At 67.7% G+C, this 17,723-nt stretch carries 22 protein-coding genes; 4 read left to right on the top strand and 18 right to left on the bottom strand.

Annotation, left to right across the window (positions count from 1 at the left end):
- Nucleotides 1-42: 42 nt before the first annotated feature.
- The 5 genes from AC3FMM_RS26980 to AC3FMM_RS26960 all read right to left on the bottom strand — a co-directional run bounded on the left by AC3FMM_RS26980 (nt 43) and on the right by AC3FMM_RS26960 (nt 4,308).
- Nucleotides 43-663, bottom strand: coding sequence for an SCO family protein (locus AC3FMM_RS26980; protein WP_115708014.1), 621 nt, complete (start codon nt 661-663; stop codon nt 43-45).
- A 113-nt stretch (nt 664-776) separates the two neighbouring features.
- The gene (gene cyoE, locus AC3FMM_RS26975) at nt 777-1,721 is read right to left on the bottom strand and encodes a heme o synthase (RefSeq protein ID WP_473703499.1); all 945 of its coding nucleotides are present in this window, start codon (nt 1,719-1,721) and stop codon (nt 777-779) included.
- Nucleotides 1,718-2,821 (bottom strand): COX15/CtaA family protein, encoded by a 1,104-nt coding sequence (locus AC3FMM_RS26970; RefSeq protein ID WP_488687720.1) that lies wholly within the window; start codon nt 2,819-2,821, stop codon nt 1,718-1,720. Before AC3FMM_RS26970 ends, cyoE begins: the two co-directional genes overlap by 4 nt.
- Nucleotides 2,822-2,830: 9 nt before the next feature.
- A complete protein-coding gene (locus AC3FMM_RS26965; RefSeq protein ID WP_116313223.1) occupies nt 2,831-3,481 on the bottom strand; it encodes an SCO family protein in 651 nt (216 codons plus the stop codon).
- 71 nt (nt 3,482-3,552) lie between these two features.
- Nucleotides 3,553-4,308, bottom strand: coding sequence for an SURF1 family protein (locus AC3FMM_RS26960; RefSeq protein WP_116312099.1), 756 nt, complete (start codon nt 4,306-4,308; stop codon nt 3,553-3,555).
- Nucleotides 4,309-4,398: 90 nt separating this feature from the next.
- On the opposite strand from AC3FMM_RS26960, the gene AC3FMM_RS26955 reads away from it, so the two are divergent.
- Complete coding sequence (locus AC3FMM_RS26955; RefSeq protein WP_012351630.1) at nt 4,399-4,608, top strand: twin transmembrane helix small protein; 210 nt, start codon at nt 4,399-4,401, stop codon at nt 4,606-4,608.
- A gap of 144 nt (nt 4,609-4,752) precedes the next feature.
- Here the strand turns inward: AC3FMM_RS26955 and AC3FMM_RS26950 are convergent, their stop codons facing one another.
- The 8 genes from AC3FMM_RS26950 to AC3FMM_RS26915 form a co-directional block, all read right to left on the bottom strand.
- Nucleotides 4,753-5,613 carry a cytochrome c oxidase subunit 3 gene (locus tag AC3FMM_RS26950; RefSeq protein ID WP_115705699.1) on the bottom strand — a complete coding sequence of 287 codons (861 nt, stop codon included), beginning with the start codon at nt 5,611-5,613 and terminating at the stop codon, nt 4,753-4,755.
- Nucleotides 5,614-5,757: 144 nt separating this feature from the next.
- Nucleotides 5,758-5,982, bottom strand: coding sequence for a DUF2970 domain-containing protein (locus AC3FMM_RS26945; protein ID WP_062796590.1), 225 nt, complete (start codon nt 5,980-5,982; stop codon nt 5,758-5,760).
- 37 nt (nt 5,983-6,019) lie between these two features.
- The gene (locus AC3FMM_RS26940) at nt 6,020-6,643 is read right to left on the bottom strand and encodes a cytochrome c oxidase assembly protein (RefSeq protein WP_414249818.1); all 624 of its coding nucleotides are present in this window, start codon (nt 6,641-6,643) and stop codon (nt 6,020-6,022) included.
- A 17-nt stretch (nt 6,644-6,660) separates the two neighbouring features.
- A complete protein-coding gene (locus AC3FMM_RS26935; protein WP_217449847.1) occupies nt 6,661-6,792 on the bottom strand; it encodes a cytochrome oxidase small assembly protein in 132 nt (43 codons plus the stop codon).
- A 75-nt stretch (nt 6,793-6,867) separates the two neighbouring features.
- Nucleotides 6,868-8,475 carry a cytochrome c oxidase subunit I gene (gene ctaD / locus AC3FMM_RS26930; protein ID WP_018008672.1) on the bottom strand — a complete coding sequence of 536 codons (1,608 nt, stop codon included), beginning with the start codon at nt 8,473-8,475 and terminating at the stop codon, nt 6,868-6,870.
- A gap of 38 nt (nt 8,476-8,513) precedes the next feature.
- Nucleotides 8,514-9,776 carry a cytochrome c oxidase subunit II gene (gene coxB, locus AC3FMM_RS26925; RefSeq protein ID WP_115708004.1) on the bottom strand — a complete coding sequence of 421 codons (1,263 nt, stop codon included), beginning with the start codon at nt 9,774-9,776 and terminating at the stop codon, nt 8,514-8,516.
- Nucleotides 9,777-9,834: 58 nt separating this feature from the next.
- Nucleotides 9,835-10,344, bottom strand: a complete 510-nt coding sequence (locus AC3FMM_RS26920) for a DUF2244 domain-containing protein (RefSeq protein WP_018008670.1) — start codon at nt 10,342-10,344, stop codon at nt 9,835-9,837.
- A gap of 269 nt (nt 10,345-10,613) precedes the next feature.
- Nucleotides 10,614-11,567, bottom strand: a complete 954-nt coding sequence (locus AC3FMM_RS26915; RefSeq protein WP_172581716.1) for a methyltransferase domain-containing protein — start codon at nt 11,565-11,567, stop codon at nt 10,614-10,616.
- Here AC3FMM_RS26915 and AC3FMM_RS26910 point away from each other — a divergent pair.
- Together AC3FMM_RS26910 and trmL are read left to right on the top strand one after the other, a co-directional pair.
- Nucleotides 11,556-12,413, top strand: a complete 858-nt coding sequence (locus tag AC3FMM_RS26910) for a ComF family protein (RefSeq protein WP_414249819.1) — start codon at nt 11,556-11,558, stop codon at nt 12,411-12,413. The genes AC3FMM_RS26915 and AC3FMM_RS26910 overlap by 12 nt on opposite strands.
- Nucleotides 12,414-12,499: 86 nt before the next feature.
- A complete protein-coding gene (gene trmL, locus AC3FMM_RS26905; RefSeq protein WP_115708000.1) occupies nt 12,500-12,970 on the top strand; it encodes a tRNA (uridine(34)/cytosine(34)/5-carboxymethylaminomethyluridine(34)-2'-O)-methyltransferase TrmL in 471 nt (156 codons plus the stop codon).
- Nucleotides 12,971-12,985: 15 nt separating this feature from the next.
- Here trmL and AC3FMM_RS26900 read toward each other — a convergent pair whose 3' ends face one another.
- From AC3FMM_RS26900 to AC3FMM_RS26880, 5 genes are all read right to left on the bottom strand, one after another.
- Nucleotides 12,986-13,963: a Bug family tripartite tricarboxylate transporter substrate binding protein gene (locus AC3FMM_RS26900; RefSeq protein ID WP_414249820.1), complete on the bottom strand. Its 978-nt coding sequence runs from the start codon at nt 13,961-13,963 to the stop codon at nt 12,986-12,988.
- Nucleotides 13,964-14,002: 39 nt separating this feature from the next.
- Complete coding sequence (locus tag AC3FMM_RS26895) at nt 14,003-15,019, bottom strand: NAD(P)H-dependent glycerol-3-phosphate dehydrogenase (RefSeq protein ID WP_115707996.1); 1,017 nt, start codon at nt 15,017-15,019, stop codon at nt 14,003-14,005.
- A 114-nt stretch (nt 15,020-15,133) separates the two neighbouring features.
- Complete coding sequence (gene secB / locus AC3FMM_RS26890; RefSeq protein ID WP_062796574.1) at nt 15,134-15,655, bottom strand: protein-export chaperone SecB; 522 nt, start codon at nt 15,653-15,655, stop codon at nt 15,134-15,136.
- Between the two features lie 205 nt (nt 15,656-15,860).
- Nucleotides 15,861-16,118 carry a glutaredoxin 3 gene (grxC, locus tag AC3FMM_RS26885; protein WP_012351615.1) on the bottom strand — a complete coding sequence of 86 codons (258 nt, stop codon included), beginning with the start codon at nt 16,116-16,118 and terminating at the stop codon, nt 15,861-15,863.
- Nucleotides 16,119-16,197: 79 nt separating this feature from the next.
- On the bottom strand, nt 16,198-16,611 hold the full coding sequence (locus AC3FMM_RS26880; RefSeq protein WP_115707994.1) for a rhodanese-like domain-containing protein: 414 nt from the start codon (nt 16,609-16,611) through the stop codon (nt 16,198-16,200).
- 200 nt (nt 16,612-16,811) lie between these two features.
- Between AC3FMM_RS26880 and gpmA the strand changes: the two genes are divergently transcribed.
- On the top strand, nt 16,812-17,558 hold the full coding sequence (gene gpmA, locus AC3FMM_RS26875; protein ID WP_115679271.1) for a 2,3-diphosphoglycerate-dependent phosphoglycerate mutase: 747 nt from the start codon (nt 16,812-16,814) through the stop codon (nt 17,556-17,558).
- Nucleotides 17,559-17,723 lie beyond the last annotated feature (165 nt).

Raw genomic sequence — 17,723 nt, 5'->3', positions numbered from 1 at the left:
CGTTGGTGCGACGTTATGCCGCACCCGTGCGCCCCGCTTGCGTCAGGACATCAGCTGCTTCAGGTCGTGCGCGATGGGCTCCGGACCCTGGCCATGGCGGATGAACAGCCGCAGCTTGCCCTGCGGGTCGAACACATAGCTGCCGGCCGAGTGATCCACGGTGTAGTTGTTGGGTGAGCTGCCCGGCACCTTGGCGTAGAACACCTTGAAGTCCTTGGCCAGCTTCTGCAGCGCGGCCTCGTCGGCCGGGCGCAGCCCGACGAAGCGGGGATCGAAGGCGGGCACGTACTGCGCCAGCAGCGCCTGCGTATCGCGCTCCGGATCCACCGTGACGAACAGCACCTGCACGCGGTCCGCGTCCGGTCCCAGCTGCTCCATCACCGCCTTCAGTTCGGCCATGGTGGTGGGGCAGACATCCGGGCAGTGGGTGTAGCCGAAGAACATCACCACGGCCTTGCCCTTGTAGTCCGCCAGGGTGCGCACCTTGCCGGTATGGTCGGTCAGCGAAAAGTCCTTGCCGAAGTCTGCGGCGCCGGTGATATCGACATTGCGGAACGAGGCCTTCTGCTGTCCGCAGGCGGCTACGGCCAGGGCCAGCGCGGCCAGCAGGGAAAAGCGGCGGAAGGCGGCGAACAGGCCGGAAACGGGGCTGAGGCGTGGCATGCGGGGGACCGGTCAGGAATGAGAAGGAGACAGCATGCAGTATCGCCGATCATGCTGCCGCGCTCGCGCCGGCGCGGCAAGATGCCGCAGCCGGGACACGCGAAAAGAGCAGGTCAGACCTGCGGCACGAACTTGAAGTAGTGGTCGACCAGCAGCGCCGCGAACAGCAGCGACAGGTACAGGATCGAGAAGCGGAAGGTGCGCTGCGCCAGTTCGTCCGAATAGTTCCGGTACAGCTTCCAGGCATAGGCGAGGAAGCCCGCCCCAAGCGCCAGCGCGGCCGCCAGGTAGATGTAGCCGCTCATGCCGTAGACAAAGGGCAGCAGCGTCGCCGCGATCATGATCAGCGTGTACAGCAGGATATGCAGCAGCGTGTAGCGCTCGCCGTGCGTCACCGGCAGCATCGGCAGCCCGGACTTGGCGTAGTCGGCGCGGCGGTACAGCGCCAGCGCCCAGAAGTGCGGCGGGGTCCAGGTGAAGATGATCAGCACCAGGAACCAGGCCTCGGCCGGCACCTCGCCCGCCACCGCGGCCCAGCCCAGCGCCGGCGGCATCGCCCCGGACAGGCCGCCGATGACGATGTTCTGCGGCGTGGCCGGCTTGAGCAGGATGGTGTAGACCACCGCATAACCCAGGAAGGTGGCAAAGGTCAGCCACATGGTCAGGTCGTTGGCGTAGACGTGCAGCAGCCACATGCCCGCGCCGCCCAGGATGGCGGAGAACACCAGCGTCTGCCGCGTGGTGATCTCGCCGGTGGCGGACGGGCGCCAGGCGGTGCGGCGCATCAGTGCATCGATCTTCTGCTCGACCAGGCAATTGATGGCGAAGGCCGCGCCGGCCAGCAGCCAGATGCCGGCGGCGCCGCCGATCAGCACCGACCAAGGCACCATGCCGGGCGTGGCGAGGAACATGCCGATGATGGCGCAGAACACGGCCAGCTGCGTCACGCGCGGCTTGGTCAGGGCGGCATATTGCCGGGCCAGGTGCCGTATGCGGCTCAACTTGCCCAGGGAATGGGGATGGGTAGCGGTAACCACGGAAGGGGTCTTGTCTTTCATGTGGCGCGGGCGGCAGTCGGCACGGCAGCGGGGGCGCCGGCGGCCCGGGTCGTCAGCCCGATATTGTAGTGGAGACGGACCAGCAGCAGCAGCAGCACCGCGGCGCCGCCGTTATGCGCGACCGCCGCCACCAGCGGCCAGTCGAACACGATATTCGACATCCCGGTGGCCAGTTGCAGCACCAGCGTCGCCAGCAGCCAGCCGGCGGCGCGGCTGAGCCCTTCGTGCCGGCGCGCACGCAGGGCGAACCATGCCAGGTAGCCCAGCACGATCACGGCAAAGCCGCGATGCACCCAGTGGATCGCCACCAGCGCCGCGTGCGGGATGTAGTCGCCGTCCGCGGTCATGCCCAGCTGGCGCCACAGCGTAAAGCCATGGCGGAAGTCCATCTCCGGCACCAGCTGGCCATTGCACAGCGGGAAGTCGGTGCAGGCCAGCACCGCGTAATTGGTGCTGACCCAGCCGCCCAGGAAGATCTGGATCACCAGCAGCAGCAGGCCGATGCGCACCGGCCAGCGCAGGCGCGCCGCCTGCGGCGCGACCGGGTGCGGCGGGTCGTTGCGCGAGCCCAGCTGGATCAGCACCGCCAGCAGCGCCATGCCGAGCATCAGGTGCGTGACGACGATGATGGGCTGCAGCTTCAGGGTCACGGTGAAGGCGCCGAAGGCGCCCTGCACGCACACCAGCAGCAGCACCCCGGTGGCGAACCACGGCGACTGCTTCAGTTCGCGCCGCTTGACCCACGCCAGCACCATCAGCGTGATGATCAGCACGCCGACGGCCATGGCGAAGTAGCGGTGGATCATCTCGATCCATGCCTTGGCCAGCGTCACCGGTCCGCTGGGCATGGCGGTCTCGGCCGCGCGGATCGGCTCCATGGCGGCATGCGGGTTGGAATGCCCGTAGCAGCCCGGCCAGTCCGGGCAACCCAGCCCGGAGTCGGTCAGCCGCGTGAAGCTGCCGAACATGATCAGGTCCAGCGTCAGGAACGCCGTGATCCAGGCAAGCTTGCGGTACTTGTTGCGGTCACCCTTCACCATCACGTAGGACAGCGGAAACAGCGCGATCAGGACGCCGATAATGGCCAGTTGCAGCAGCATGCCGTCCCCTCAGCCGATGCGCGAGACCTTGAGCAGCTTCTTCAGGTCGCCGCTCATTTTCTTGGGATCCGGGTCCTGCGGGAAGCGCATCATCAGGTTGCCCAGCGGGTCGACCAGGAACAGCGTGTCCTCGGCGCGCTTGCCCGGCTCGGCCGGCAACCACTGCTGCGCGGCCTGGCGGTCGATACGCAGGAAGCGCACGCCCGCGTAGGGCTCGTTGTAGGCAGAGACCAGGCGTTCGTCGATCTTGCCGTCGTCGGTCACCAGCCACACCGGCACGATGCGCAGGCGGTCCTGCCCCTGCCCGGCGCGGATCTGGCGGATGGTGAACAGCTTCTTCGCGCAGGCCTCGTCGCAGGCCGACGGATCGGCGCTGACCAGCAGCCACTTGCCGCGGAACTGCTCCAGCGGCACGGCCTGGCCCTGCTCGTCGGTGACGCGCACCGGCGGCATCGGCCGCTGCGGGTCGACCAGCGCGCCGTAGTTGGTGGCGCCGCCGCGCGGCTTGATCACGTAGTAGGTAAAGTACGAGGCAATCACCGGCGACGCGCATACCAGCAGCAGCATCAGCATCTGCAGGCGGCCACGGCGCGTGCGCGCGTCGATGCGGGGGTCGCGCGGCGAAGCCGCGGCGGCCGGAGCGGAGTCTTGCTGTGCCATGGAGTACGTCTGTCCTTTGTTCGGCAAGCCCATGCACCGGTACGCGGCGCAAGGGCGGTCAATTCATTCGATCAGGGTGCGGCCAGCCGCCGTGCGCGGCGCCAGCCCAGCACAACCACCAGCACCACCGTCAGCGCGGCCAGCCCGAACCACTGGAAGGCATAGCCATAGTGGCGCTCGGCGCCGACGTCGGCTGGCAGCCAGTCGCGCGCCAGGCCGTCGCCGCTATCGCTGCGCTGCTCGATCACCAGCGGGTGCAGGGCCAGCCCGGTTTCGGCGGCATACGGCGCGATCTCGAGGTTCTGGCGGATCCGGCTGCCGGCCGCCTCCTGGCCCAGGCTATAGACCCGCGGCACACCGGCCAGTGCCGTGCCGGTGATGGTCACCTCGCCCTCGGGCGTCGGGAACGGCGCGATCCGGGTGCGGTCCTGTGCATCGCGCGGCAGCCAGCCGCGCAGCACCAGCACCGCGCGTTGAGCGCCGGCCTCATCGGGCGCCGCGCCGATCACCAGCGGCGTCACCACCAGGAAGCCGGCGCGGCTGTCGCCGCTGCGGCCGCCGGTGCCGTGGGGGCGATTATCCAGCAATACGGTGCGCGATGCGTCGAAGCGACCGGTCACGCGCACCACGCGATCGGTCACAACTTGTGACAGCGGCGCCGTGCCGAGCATGACGGGCGGCTGCGCGCCGAGCGCCTGCAGCCGCGCGGCGCGAGCTTCCTTCTCATGCGCGCGATCGAGCTGCCAGTGGCCCAGCGCGCAGGTCACCGCGATCACGACCATTGCGGCGGCCAGCGGCAAGGGGCTGGCGAAGCGGCGCCAGCTCATCGCCGCGGCGGCACTGCGCAGCGGGTGCCGGTGCGATAATGGCCCTGTGCGCCGCACGTCGCGCCGCGCCTGCCCCCAATCCGCCCCGCCATGCGCTTTGTCATCATCATCGCCTTCATCCTGATCATCGCCAGCCTGGCCTCGGCCCTGTTCTTCATGATGCGCGACCGCGGCAAGACGCCCAACATGATGCGCTCGCTGATGCTGCGCGTGGGCTTCTCGGTGGCGCTGTTCCTGTTCATCCTGTTCTCGAGCTGGATGGGCTGGATCCACAGCACTGGCATCCGCATGGCGCCTTGAACGGGCGCGCCGCGCCGGCTCCGACCGCAGCCCGCAAAAGACAAACGCCGCAGGCTGGCCAGGCCCCTGCGGCGTTTCTCTTTTGCGTTGGCGCCGGCGGCCCCGGTCAGTCCCGGGGCCCGCCGGCCGGTACGGCAGCCGGATTTACAGCCAGTACACCACGATGTAGAGGAACAGCCACACCACGTCAACGAAGTGCCAGTACCAGGCCGCGCCTTCGAAGGCGAAGTGGTGCTCGGGGGTGAAGTGGCCCTTCAGCACGCGGATCAGCACCACCGCCAGCATGATCGCGCCCATGGTCACATGGAAACCGTGGAAGCCAGTCAGCAGGAAGAAGGTCGAGCCGTAGATGCCCGAGCTCAGCTTCAGGTTCAGGTCCGAGTAGGCGTGCATGTACTCGTACACCTGGAAGCCCATGAAGATCGCGCCCAGCAGGATGGTCAGCGACAGGCCCTGGATCAGCTGGCTGCGCTTGCCGGCCAGCAGCGCGTGGTGCGCCCACGTCAGCGTCACGCCCGACATCAGCAGCAGCGCGGTGTTGATGGTCGGAATCGGCCACGGGCCCATGGTCTGGAAGTTTTCCACCACGCCGGCCGGGCCGGTGTTGGGCCATACCGCGGCAAAGTCGGGCCACAGGATCTTGTTGTTCAGGTCGCCGAGCCACGGCATGGCGATGGCGCGGGCATAGAACAGCGCGCCGAAGAACGCGGCGAAGAACATCACCTCGGAGAAGATGAACCAGCCCATCGACCAGCGGAACGACAGGTCGATGTTCTTGCCGTACATGCCGCCTTCGGACTCGCTGATGGCGTCGCCAAACCAGCTCTTGAGCACGAACAGGAACCACAGCAGGCCGAAGCCGCACAGGTACGGCGCCCAGGGCTGCCCGTTTACCCAACCGGCGGCGCCGGCGCCCGTCATCAGCAGGCCGAAGCTTGCGGTGATGGGGTGGCGCGACGGGCCCGGTACGAAGTAGTACGGAGCGTTTGCGCGATTCGCACTCATTCTTTTATCTCCAGCTCAGAGTCTTTGATTCAGTATTCGTTGTCCCCGCCTTGGCACTGCAGGCCAACCGCCTCCTCTGGTTGGCCCCGCCGCCGCGGTTGCTTTGTTCTGCGACTGCTTTTGTTGTCTACCCTTCCTGCCCTGCTACGCCGCCGCCTGGCTGACCACCATGCGCACGATCACGACCAGGACCGCGATGAACACCGCCGCCGCGATCAGCCCGGCGATCACCACATGCACCGGGTTCAGCCGGGCCATGTCGCGTTCGTGCTCCGCGCCCTTGCGCAAGCCGATGAACGACCACAGCACCGCGCGCATGGTCTGCGCAAACGACAGCTTGCGCTTGACCGCGTCCTTCATCTCATCCATCGCCCGTCCTCCGCTTGACCGGCCCCGGCCGCTCGCTTCAGATGCCCTTGCCGGCCGGTGCGGGCTGCGGCGCCAGCTGGCCTTCGGGCGCCTGCGCCACCGGCGCGCCCACCTCGAAGAAGGTGTACGACAGCGTAATGCTCTTCACATCCTTGGGCAGCGCGGGATCGATCACGAACACCACCGGCATCTCGCGCGCCTCGTTCGCCTTGAGCGTCTGCTGCTTGAAGCAGAAGCACTCCAGCTTCATGAAATACTGGGTCGCCTGCTTGGGCGCGTAGCTCGGGATGGCCTGCGCCGAGATATCGCGCGGCTGCCCGTTGGCCACCTCGTAGACGATCGTCGCCATCTCGCCGGGATGCACTTCCATGCTGTTCTTCACCGGCCGGAAGGCGAAGGGCCCGCGCGCGTTGGAGTCGAACTCCACCGTGATGGTGCGGCTCTTGTCGATCTGCGTGTTTTTCACCGTGCCATGCAGTTCGCGCGTGGTGATCACGTTGAGGCCGGTGATTTCACAGATCTTCTTGTACAGCGGCACCAGCGCGTAGCCAAAGCCGAACATCACGGCAACGATCACGACCAGCCGCAGCATCATGCCGCGGTTGAACCGCTTGTCCGCTTCCTTGTCCGCTTCCCTTCGCGACTGCTGCTCGATGCTCATCTCGCTACCCTGCCGCCTCAGCCAAGGAATTTCATCTTGGCGAAGAACCCCAGAAAGAAAACCACCACGATCGACAACAGGATCAGGCCAAGGCGCCGGTTGGCGGCCTTGTGGTCCGGGCGTGACGGGCTTTTGTCTGGAGACTGCATAACGGTCTTGATACCTGCCGGCGCGGAGGGACGAACGCAGCCGCCCCTCCGCGGCCTGGTTACGCGGGTACCGCCTTAGCGGACCTGCGGGGGAACTTCAAAGGTGTGGAACGGCGCCGGCGACGGCACGGTCCACTCGAGGCCCTCGGCGCCATCCCAGGGCTTGTCCGAGGCCTGCTGGCCGCCGCGGTACGACGGCAGCACCACGAAGAAGAAGAAATACACCTGCATCAGGCCGAAGCCGAGCGCACCGATCGACGCGATCGCGTTGAAGTCGGCGAACTGGGTTGGGTAGTCGGCATAGCGGCGCGGCATGCCGGCCAGGCCCAGGAAGTGCATCGGGAAGAAGGTCACGTTGAAGAAGATCAGCGAACCCCAGAAGTGGATCTGGCCGCGAGCCTCGTTGTACATGAACCCGCTCCACTTCGGACCCCAGTAGTAGAAGCCCGCGAACAGCGCGAACAGCGAGCCGGCCACCAGCACATAGTGGAAGTGCGCGACGATGAAGTAGGTGTCCTGCAGCTGGATGTCGATCGGGGCCACGGCCGGCATCAGGCCGGTGAAGCCGCCGATGGTGAACACGAAGATAAAGCCGATCGCGAACAGCATCGGGGTCTCGAAGGTCATCGAGCCGCGCCACATGGTGGCGATCCAGTTGAAGATCTTCACGGCCGTCGGCACCGCGATCAGCATGGTCGCGTACATGAAGAACAGCTGGCCGGTCACCGGCATGCCGGTGGTGAACATGTGGTGCGCCCACACGATGAACGACAGGATGGCGATCGACGCGGTGGCATACACCATCGAGCTGTAGCCGAACAGTCGCTTGCGCGCGAACGCCGGCACCACGTGCGAGATGATCCCGAATGCCGGCAGGATCATGATGTAGACCTCGGGGTGGCCGAAGAACCAGAAGATATGCTGGTACATCACCGGGTCGCCGCCGCCGGCGGCCGAGAAGAAGCTGGTGCCGAAGTGGCGATCGGTCAGCACCATGGTGATGGCGCCGGCCAGCACCGGCATCACGGCGATCAGCAGGTAGGCGGTGATCAGCCAGGTCCAGCAGAACATCGGCATCTTCATCAGCGTCATGCCGGGGGCGCGCATGTTGAGGATGGTCACGATGATGTTGATCGAGCCCATGATCGACGACGCGCCCATGATGTGCATGGCGAAGATGGCCATGTCCATGCCCGGGCCCATCTGCACCGACAGCGGCGCGTACAGGGTCCAGCCCGCGGCGGTGGCGCCGCCCGGCACGAAGAACGAGCCGGCCAGCAGCAGCGCGGCCGGCGGCATCAGCCAGAAGCTGAAGTTGTTCATGCGCGCGAACGCCATGTCGGAGGCGCCGATCTGCAGCGGGATCATCCAGTTGGCGAAGCCGACGAAGGCCGGCATGATCGCGCCGAACACCATCACCAGGCCGTGCATGGTGGTGAACTGGTTGAACAGCTCGGGGCGGAAGAACTGCAGGCCGGGCTCGAACAGTTCCAGGCGGATCAGCAGTGCCAGCACGCCGCCCGACAGCAGCATGATGAACGAGAACAGCAGGTACAGCGTACCGATGTCCTTGTGGTTGGTGGCGAACAGCCAGCGGCGCCAGCCATGCGGGTGATCGTGCGCGTGGTCGTCATGCGCGTGATCGTGCGGATGGGCGAGTGCGTCCGGGGTAGCAGTACTCATCGCAAATGCTCCTCTAATCCTGTTCTGTCTTCAGCGGGTCAGCCCGCGACGCGGTTGCCCGCGAGGCTGGCCTGCTTGTCAGCCTGAGCGGCCGGCTTGGCCTCGGCCTTCGGCGCTTCGCCGCCGGCCGCGCCGCCGCCTTCGGGGAACTTGCCCGCGCGGGCGCCCACGAATTCGCTCGGCTGGATCACTTCACCCGTCTTGTTGCCCCAGGCGTTGCGCGTATAGGTCATGACCGTGGCCAGCTCGGTGTCCGACAGCTGCTTCCACGACGGCATGCCGCCCTTGCCTTCCAGCAGCATGTGCATCTGGCCGGCCTTCGGGCCGGTCACGATCTTGGAGCCGTCCAGCGCCGGGAACGCGCCGCCGCCCTTGCCGTTGGGCTGGTGGCAGACCGCGCAGTTGGCCGCGTAGATCTTCTCGCCGCGCACCTTGGCTTCGTCCAGGGTCCAGGTCTTGTTGGGATCGTCGGCCTTGGCCGCCAGCTCCTTCTTCTTGCCGTCGACCCACTTGGTGTAGTCGGCGTCGGAGACCACGCGCACCACGATCGGCATGAAGGCGTGTTCCTTGCCGCACAGCTCGGCGCACTGGCCGCGGTACACGCCGATCTTCTCGGCCTTGAACCAGGTGTCGCGCACGAAGCCCGGGATCGCATCCTGCTTGACGCCGAAGGCCGGGATCATCCAGGCGTGGATCACGTCGTTGGCGGTGGTGACGATGCGGATCTTCTTGTTGACCGGCACGACCAGCTCGTTGTCCACCTCCATCAGGTAGGTGTTCGACTTGGCCTGCTCGTTGTTGATCTGCTCGCGCGGAGTGGTCAGGGTCGAGACGAAGGAGATGCCCTCGCCTTCGCCCTTCAGGTAGTCATAGCCCCACTTCCACTGGTAGCCGGTGGCCTTGATGGTGACGTCGGAGTTGGTGGTGTCCTTCATCGCGACCACGGTCTTGGTGGCCGGCAGGGCCATCGCGATCACGATCAGGAACGGGACGATGGTCCACACCACCTCGACGGTGATGCTCTCGTGGAAGGAGGCGGGCTTGGCGCCCTTGGCCTTGCGGTGCGTGAAGATGGAATAAAACATCACCGCGAACACCGCGATGAAGATCACCGTGCAGATGATCAGCATCATCCAGTTCAGCCAGTGAATCTGTTCGGCGATCTTGGTAACCGGCTCGGTCAGGTTGAGCTGGCGCACGGCGGGGCCGCCCGGCATGTCGCTGACCGCGGATGCCGCCTGGCTGGCAAGCAGGGACGCGCCGGCCAGACAAACTGCGGATGCCTTCTTCCACATTTTCATTTGTTATCTACCCAATTTACAGATTCAAATCTGTCCCCGCCGCCGCTTGTGCCGCCTCTCAGAGGCGGCGCAAGGCCGCTGCGAGCTCCTGCGCGAACTTGCGTCGCCGGTACGGGTCCACGTAACACCCCACCTGTACCGCACGCCTGCCCGAGCGCAGTGTCACCAGCGCGCGGAACGATTCACCCAGTTCGATCCGCACCCAGCACGGATTGAATTCCTGGCGCGTCACCCGTCCGGCGCTGGCTGTCTCCACGACCAGCGTGCCGTCGGTGATGCTGACGCGCTCATAGTCTGTCGCATGGCGCGCATACACAAGCAGGGCGATGCCCAGCCCGATCAGCTCGATGCTGGCAAAGGGCAGCACGAGCCACGACCCTTGCCAGGCGAAAAACAACGCGATGGCAAGCGAAACCGTGAGGATCGAGAGGTAAAACCAGCCGACCTGGCGTGGACTCAGCGAGCAGTTCCGCTTCATCAGCCAGTCGTGGGGCGAGGAGGAAGGTCCGTCGAGATTTCCGCCGGAGTCACCACCTGCCGTCTGGAATGCGATACCCAAGTCTTGCATCGCCAACCACTCTGCATCGGATGCACACCCGGGACGATGGCGTCCGGACCGCACAGTGCGTGCAAACCAGGACGTTCTTGTGCCAGGGGACCACTGCGACAAACTGGCGCATTATAGGGCGCTTCCCATACACGGACAAGGGCGCACCTTGACCGCCAGGCTTGCGCGCCGCCCGATTCTGTGCATGGACCAAAATGCTGCCATCGCCCCGCCCGCCGCGCCGGCTCTATGTTTGCGGCAATCCGCCACCGGCGCAAGTTAACTCAGTTTTAACCTGCGCGACGCGGTTTTGCACGGCCGATCTGGTCCAGCGGCACCACCGCGCGGCCCTCGCCGTCGCGCGCCTGCGCGCCGCGCGGCGCCAGCTTCCAGGCATGGCCGTAGACGATCTCGAAACTCAGCGGGATCACGCCCTCGGCGTTGCGCCGCCGCTCCAGCGCCTGCGTCAGCGCCTGGTACCAGCCGCGGCCGCGCAGGCCCTGCGGCGGCGCCCCGGCCGGCGCGCGCAGGCCGCCGAAGGCCTGCACCTCGCGCAGCAGCGTGGCGGGCGACTCGTAGGTCACGGTCAGGGTCTCCATGTCCATCACCGGGGTCGACCAGCCGCTGTGCACCAGCATGTCGCCGATGTCGTGCATGTCGACAAAGCGCAACGTATGGGGCACGTCGTCGACCTCGGCGAAGGCCGCGCGCAGCTCCTTCAGGGAGTCGGGGCCGAACAGCGAGAACAGCACCAGCCCCTCGTCGCGCGCCACCCGGTGCCACTCCGGGAACACGCGGTGCGGCTCCGGATGCCAGTGCAGGGCCAGGTTGGACCACAGCAGGTCGAAGCTCGCGGGCGCAAAAGGCAGTGTGGCAAGATCGCCCTGGACCAGGTCGAACAGCGGCCGCTTGCCCAGCATGCGGCCGATCCAGCCGGGCCGGCGCTGCGGATCGCGCTGGCCGGCCTCGGCCAGCATCGCGCCGGAGATGTCCAGGCCGGCGATCTGCGCATCCGGAAAGCGTGCGCGCAGCCCGGCCAGGCCCTGGCCGTGGCCGCAGCCGATATCGAGCGCACGCTGCGGCGCCAGGCGGATCACCTCCATGCGCTCCTGCATGCGGCGCCCGATCTCGCCCAGCAGGAAATCGAGCTGGCCGAAGCCGCGGCTGCGCCGGTCGAAGGCGAGCCGGGTCAGGCGCGCGGGCGGCAGGAAGGCATCGGGAGAATCGGCGGCATGCAGGGACACGGGCAGACAGGGCAGCAAGGAAAACAGGAACCGGCGCGCGGGCGGGCTCTGCCCAAGGCGCCGGACGAACAAGGCCGCCGCGCCCGATGGGCCGCGACCGGAGGGCAAGTATACGCGCGCGCCGCGCAGGCTGCCGGCGCTGCCGGCCGCGCCTGGTCCAGTGCGCGCGAACAGTTGTTGCCGAGCGCCTGCGCGCTGTGCGGGACGGTGCAGCGGCAGGTGGTGTGCGCGCCCTGCGCCGCCGACCTGCTGCGCCCGGTGCGGCGCTGCCCGGTGTGCGCGCTGGCGCTGGGGCGGCATTTCCACTGCCCGGCCTGCGGCGCCTCGCCGCGCGCCTTCGACCATGCCCATACGCTGGGCGACTACGCCTCGCCGCAGGACCAGCTGGTGCTGGCGCTCAAGTTCGGCCACGCCCTGCCGCTGGCGGCGTGGCTCGCCGCCAGGCTGGCGGAGGGCTTGCCCGGGGCCTGGGCCGCGGCCCGGCATGCCGCACCCGACCTGATCGTGCCGGTGCCGCTGTCGCCGCAACGGCTGGCCGCGCGCGGCTTCAACCAGGCCTGGGAAATCGCGCGGCCGCTGGCGCGCCGCCTGGGCCTGCGCGCCGACCCGGTGCTGCTGCAACGCCAGCGCGACACCGGCAGCCAGCGCGCGCTGGACCTCGCCGCGCGGCAGGTGAACCTGCGCGGTGCGTTCGCGCCCACGCGCGCCACGCGGCTCGACGGCCTGCACGTGGCGCTGGTGGACGATGTGATGACTTCCGGCGCGACCCTGCACGAGGCCGCCGCCGCGCTCAAGGCGCGGGGCGCGGCCCGGGTCAGCGTGATCGTCGCGCTGCGCACGCCATAGCGGGCGGGATGACAGGGGCACAGGCGCGCGGTAAGCTGCGCACCGTTCTGACGAAGGGCGCCCCAGCGCCCGCCATCGCCCGCATCATGTTCAACGTCGTCCTGGTCGAACCGGAAATCCCGCCCAACACTGGCAATGTGATCCGCCTGTGTGCCAACACCGGCGCGCAGCTGCATCTGGTCAAACCCCTGGGATTTCCGCTGGAAGACGCACGCATGCGCCGCGCGGGACTGGATTACCACGAGTACGCCACCATGCGCGTGCACGACAGCTGGGATGCGCTGATGGCCAGCGAACAACCCGACCCGACGCGCATGTTCGCCCTGACCACGCGCGGCTCCACCCCGTTCGGCCAGGTGGCGTTCCGGCCGGGCGACTGGTTCGTGTTCGGCTCCGAGACGCGCGGACTGTCGCCCGAGCGCCGCGAGTGGTTCCCGCCCGCGCAGCGCATCCGGCTGCCGATGCGGCCGGACAACCGCAGCCTGAATCTGTCCAATACGGTTGCCGTGGTGGTGTTCGAAGCCTGGCGGCAGAACGGCTTCGCGGGCGGCAGCTGAAGCTGCCGCGGCGGCTTACTCCGGCTGCACGCCGGCTGCGCGGATTACCTTGTCCCAGCGCGCCTTCTCGCTCGCCATGGTCTGCCGCAGCGATGCCGGCGCGGTGCCGGCCGGCACGAAATACTGCGCGCGCATCTTGTCGCGCACGTCGGCGCTACCGATGATTGCCACCAGTTCGCGATAGAGCCGGTCGATCACCGCCTGCGGCGTGCCCGCGGGCGCCAGCACGGCCTGCCACGAAATCGCCTCGAAGCCGGGGTAGCCGGATTCCGCCACCGTAGGCACCGAGGGCAGCACCGCGGTGCGCCCCGTGGTGGTCACCGCCAGCACGCGCAGCTTGCCGGCGCTAACCTGCGGCATTGCGATCGCCGGCACCATGAAGGCCGCCTGCACCTGCCCGCCGACCATCGCCGTGGTGACCTGCGGGAAGCCGGGATACGGCACGTGCTGCAGGTCGACGCCCGCCATCGCTTTCAGCTGCTCCATCGCGAGGTGCGAGGCGCTGCCGTTGCCGGGCGAGCCATAATTCAGCTCACCCGCCCGGGACCGCGCCAGCGCGACGAACTCGCGCAGGTTGTGCACCGGCAGCCTTGCATCGACCACCAGCACATTGGGCGAGGTCGCCACCAGCGTGACCGGCGCCAGCTGGCGGAACGGGTCGTAGTTGAGGTTGCGCGACAGCGTGGGCGCGGTCACGAGCGGACCGTTGATGGTGAACAGCAGCGTGTAGCCGTCCGGCGCGGCGCGCGCGACCATGCCGGTGCCGATGTTGCCGCCGGCGCCCGGGCGGTTTTCCACCACCACCGGCTGGCCCAGCGCGGCGGCCAGCTTTTCGGTCAGGATGCGCGCGATCAGGTCGGGCGACGAGCCCGGCGGGAACGGCACCACCATGCGCAGCGGCCGCGCCGGCCAGGGTTGGGCGAAAGCGCTGCCGGAGGCCCCGGCGGCGCAGGCGGCAGCGAGCGCGATCAGCGCCTGGCGTCGTGTTGACATGCGATGCAGAAGCTCAGGAATCAGTGGATACGCGGCCTGTCATTCGTCGCGCGCGTCGCGTTGCAGCAGCTGCGCCACCGCGTCGGCGGCGCTGAGCCCGTCGAACAGCACCGCGCAGACGGCGCGCGCGATCGGCATCTCGATGCCGTGCGTGGCGGCCAGCTCGGCCACCGCCTGGGCACAGCGCACACCTTCGGCAACGTGCCCCAGCCCGGCCAGGATCTGCTCCAGGCTCTGCCCCGCCGCCAGTTGCTGGCCCACCTTGCGGTTGCGCGACAGGTCGCCGGTGGCGGTCAGGATCAGGTCGCCCACGCCGGCCAGGCCCATGAAGGTCTCGACCCGGCCGCCCAGCGCCAGCCCCAGTCGCGTCATCTCGGCCAGCCCGCGCGTGACCAGCGCGGCGCGCGCGTTCAGCCCCAGGCCCAGCCCGTCGCTGGCGCCGGTGGCAATCGCCAGCACGTTCTTGACTGCCCCGCCGACTTCCACGCCGGTCAGGTCGTCGCTGCCATAAATACGCATGGCGTGATGGTGGAAAGCCGCCTGCGCGCGGTCCGCCAGCGAGGGCTCGGTGCCGGCCACGGTCAGCGCGCACGGCAGCCCCAGCGCCACCTCGCGGGCGAAGCTGGGGCCGGTCAGCACGCCATAGGCAAAGCCCTCGGTGCGCCCGACGGCATCGAGCTCGGCCCGCACCATCTGGTGCGGCAGCAGGTGGGTGCCGGCCTCGAAGCCCTTGCACAGCCACAGCATCGACACCGGCTTCGCGCTGCGCGCGGCCAGCCGGCGCGTCATCTCGCGCAGGCCCGCCACCGGCGTCGCCACCACCACGATGCCGTCCGCATCGTCGGCGGCGTGCGCCACCGCCTGCTCGAAATCCGCCTGCACCGCCAGCCGTTCGGACAGTGTCACGCCGGGCAGGTAGGCAGCATTCTCGCGCGTGGCCGCGAGCGCCGCGAGCTGCGCCGGGTCGCGTCCCCACAACACCACGTCATTGGTGGCCGCGGCATGGCTGGCGAGGGCGGTGCCCCACGCCCCGGCACCCAGGAAGGTCAGTTTCATGGCAGCTCGAACAGTAGTTGGCGCAAGCGCTTTGTCCGCTTGCGCCAACGATGGTAGCCCAAAGGCAAAACGGGGCCGCAGCCCCGTTTCAGTGGATGGCGCAGAACGCCGGGATCAGTGGCGAGCCTGGCTGCCGTCGGGCATGACGATGCCGCTGTTGCCGCCTTCGGCACCACCCTGCGCCTCTTCCATGGCGGCCTGCAGCCGTTGCTCGTACAGCGCCTGGAAGTTGATTTCCGACAGGTGGATGGCCTGGAAGCCGGCGCGCGTGATCACGTCGGCGATATTGCCGCGCAGGTACGGGTAGAGGATGGTGGGGCAGGCAATGCCCAGCAGCGGGTCCAGCTGCTCGACCGGCACGTTGCGGATATCGAAGATACCGGCCTGGTGCGCCTCAACCAGGAAGGCAACCTTGTCCTGCACCTTGGTCGTCACGGTGCCGGTCACCACCACTTCGAAGATGCCTTCCTGCAGCTGCGAAGCGCCGACGTTGACCTGCACTTCGACCGACGGGGCTTCCGATTCCAGGAAGATGGCCGGCGAATTGGGCTGCTCCAGCGACATGTCCTTCAGGTAGACGCGCTGGATGTTGAAGAAAGGTTGATCGTCCTGCTGGGTGTTTTGCTGGTCGCTCATGAAAGGCTTCCGGGAGGATGGGCTGGATGCGTGTCGGGGTACGGCGACGGCAACGCCTGCATCGTGCAGGGCCGGCCGGTGCCCGGTTGGAAAACGCATATGGTACATGACGCGAGTGGCGAATTCACCCGCGCCGGAGGGGATGGCGGGACCAGCCCGCGCGAAATCAGACGATTCTGCGCAGGGGCCGTCCCAATGCGCTGCCTCAGGCGGCCAGCAGCGGCACCAGGCCGCCCTGGCGGTCGAGCGCCGAGAGGTCGTCGAAGCCGCCCACGTGGGTGTCGTCGATGTAGATCTGCGGCACGGTGCGGCGGCCGGTGCGACTCATCATCTCTTCACGCTTGCCCGGTTCGCGGTCGATCAGGATCTTCTCGATCGTTTCCACGCCGCGGGACTTGAGCAGGCGTTCAGCCATGACGCAATACGGGCACACCACGGTGCTGTACATGACGACGCGGGCCATGTGGGTTCTCCTTGAATGGCAGTGGGCGCGCCCTGGCCTGGCCGGGAAACGCCGTGACGGTTACGACGGGTTACCGCGCTTACTTCACCAGCGGCAGGCCGGCCTGCTGCCAGGCGGCAATGCCGCCCTCGAGCGCGTAGATCTCACTGTAACCGGCTTCCTTCAGCGCTGCCTGGGCCTTGCCCGAGCGCTGGCCGGTCTGGCATACCACGATGATGGGGGCAGCCTTGTCCTTTGCAAGCCCGGCCGCGCGCGAGGGCAGGTCGGCCAGCGGCGCGCTCTTGGCCTGCGGCAGGTGGCCCTTGGCGTACTCCGCGGGCTCGCGGATGTCGACCACGACCGCGCCACGCTTGTTGATCATCTGGGTCGCGGTGGCCGTATTGACCGACTTGCCGCTCGCGCTGCGCGAGATCGCGGGCCAGGCCAGCAGGCCGCCCGACACCACGGCGAGGGCGATCAGGGCGAGGTTGTTGTAGTCGGCGAAGAAATTCACGTTGGCTTTCCGGTAGGTTGGGTCGGCGGCATTATAAAATACGCGGTTTGGCGTCCAGGCCCTGCCGTTGCACGGCCATCCGCCATTGTCGCCTGTCCGAGACATGGGATGTTTACCGAATCCCGTCCTGGCCCTTCTTACGGCCCCTCCAGGTGACGGCGCGGACGCATGCAGGTTACCTACTCTCTGGAAGCAGCAGCATGTACAAGCTTGTCCTCATCCGCCACGGCGAATCCACGTGGAACCTCGAAAACCGCTTCACCGGCTGGGTCGATGTCGACCTGACCGAAACCGGCGCCGCCCAGGCGCGCCAGGCCGGCAAACTCCTCAAGGAGGCTGGCATGGGCTTCGACGTGGCCTACACCTCGGTGCTCAAGCGCGCCATCCGCACGCTGTGGCACGTGCAGGATGAAATGGACCTGATGTGGATTCCGGTGCGCAACGAATGGCGCCTGAACGAGCGCCACTACGGCGCGCTGGCCGGCCTGAACAAGGCCGAGACCGCGGCCAAGTTCGGCGACGAACAGGTGCTGGTCTGGCGCCGCAGCTACGACACGCCGCCGCCGGCGCTGGAGCCGACCGATCCGCGCGCCTCGTACGACGATCCCCGCTACGCCAATGTGCCGCGCAACGAAATCCCGCTGACCGAGTGCCTGAAGGACACCGTGGCCCGCGTGATGCCGTTGTGGAACGAATCCATCGCCCCCGACATCCAATCCGGCAAGCGCGTGGTCATTGCCGCCCATGGCAACAGCATCCGCGCGCTGGTGAAATACCTGGACCAGATTTCGGATGACGACATCGTCGGCCTCAATATCCCCAACGGCACCCCCCTCGTCTACGAGCTGGACGCCGACCTGCGCCCCCTGCGCCATTATTACCTGGGTGACCAGGAAGCCATCGCCGCGTCGCTCGCGGCCGTGGCCAGCCAGGGCAAGGCGCGCTGAGATCCGCCCGGGCGGCCGCGCACGGATGTGCGGCCGCCCACCCTGAGCCGGGACGGGACAGGTCCATTTCTCCACTCGCACTTATACTGTCGGACAAACCGCCCGGCGCCGGGCGGCCGCAGCCGGCATAATCCCCATACCGTACACCCGTACTTCGCGTACAAG

The sequence above is a fragment of the Cupriavidus sp. 207A1 genome (genome assembly GCF_057798955.1).
This window is presented reverse-complemented; position numbering and strand designations above follow the sequence as displayed.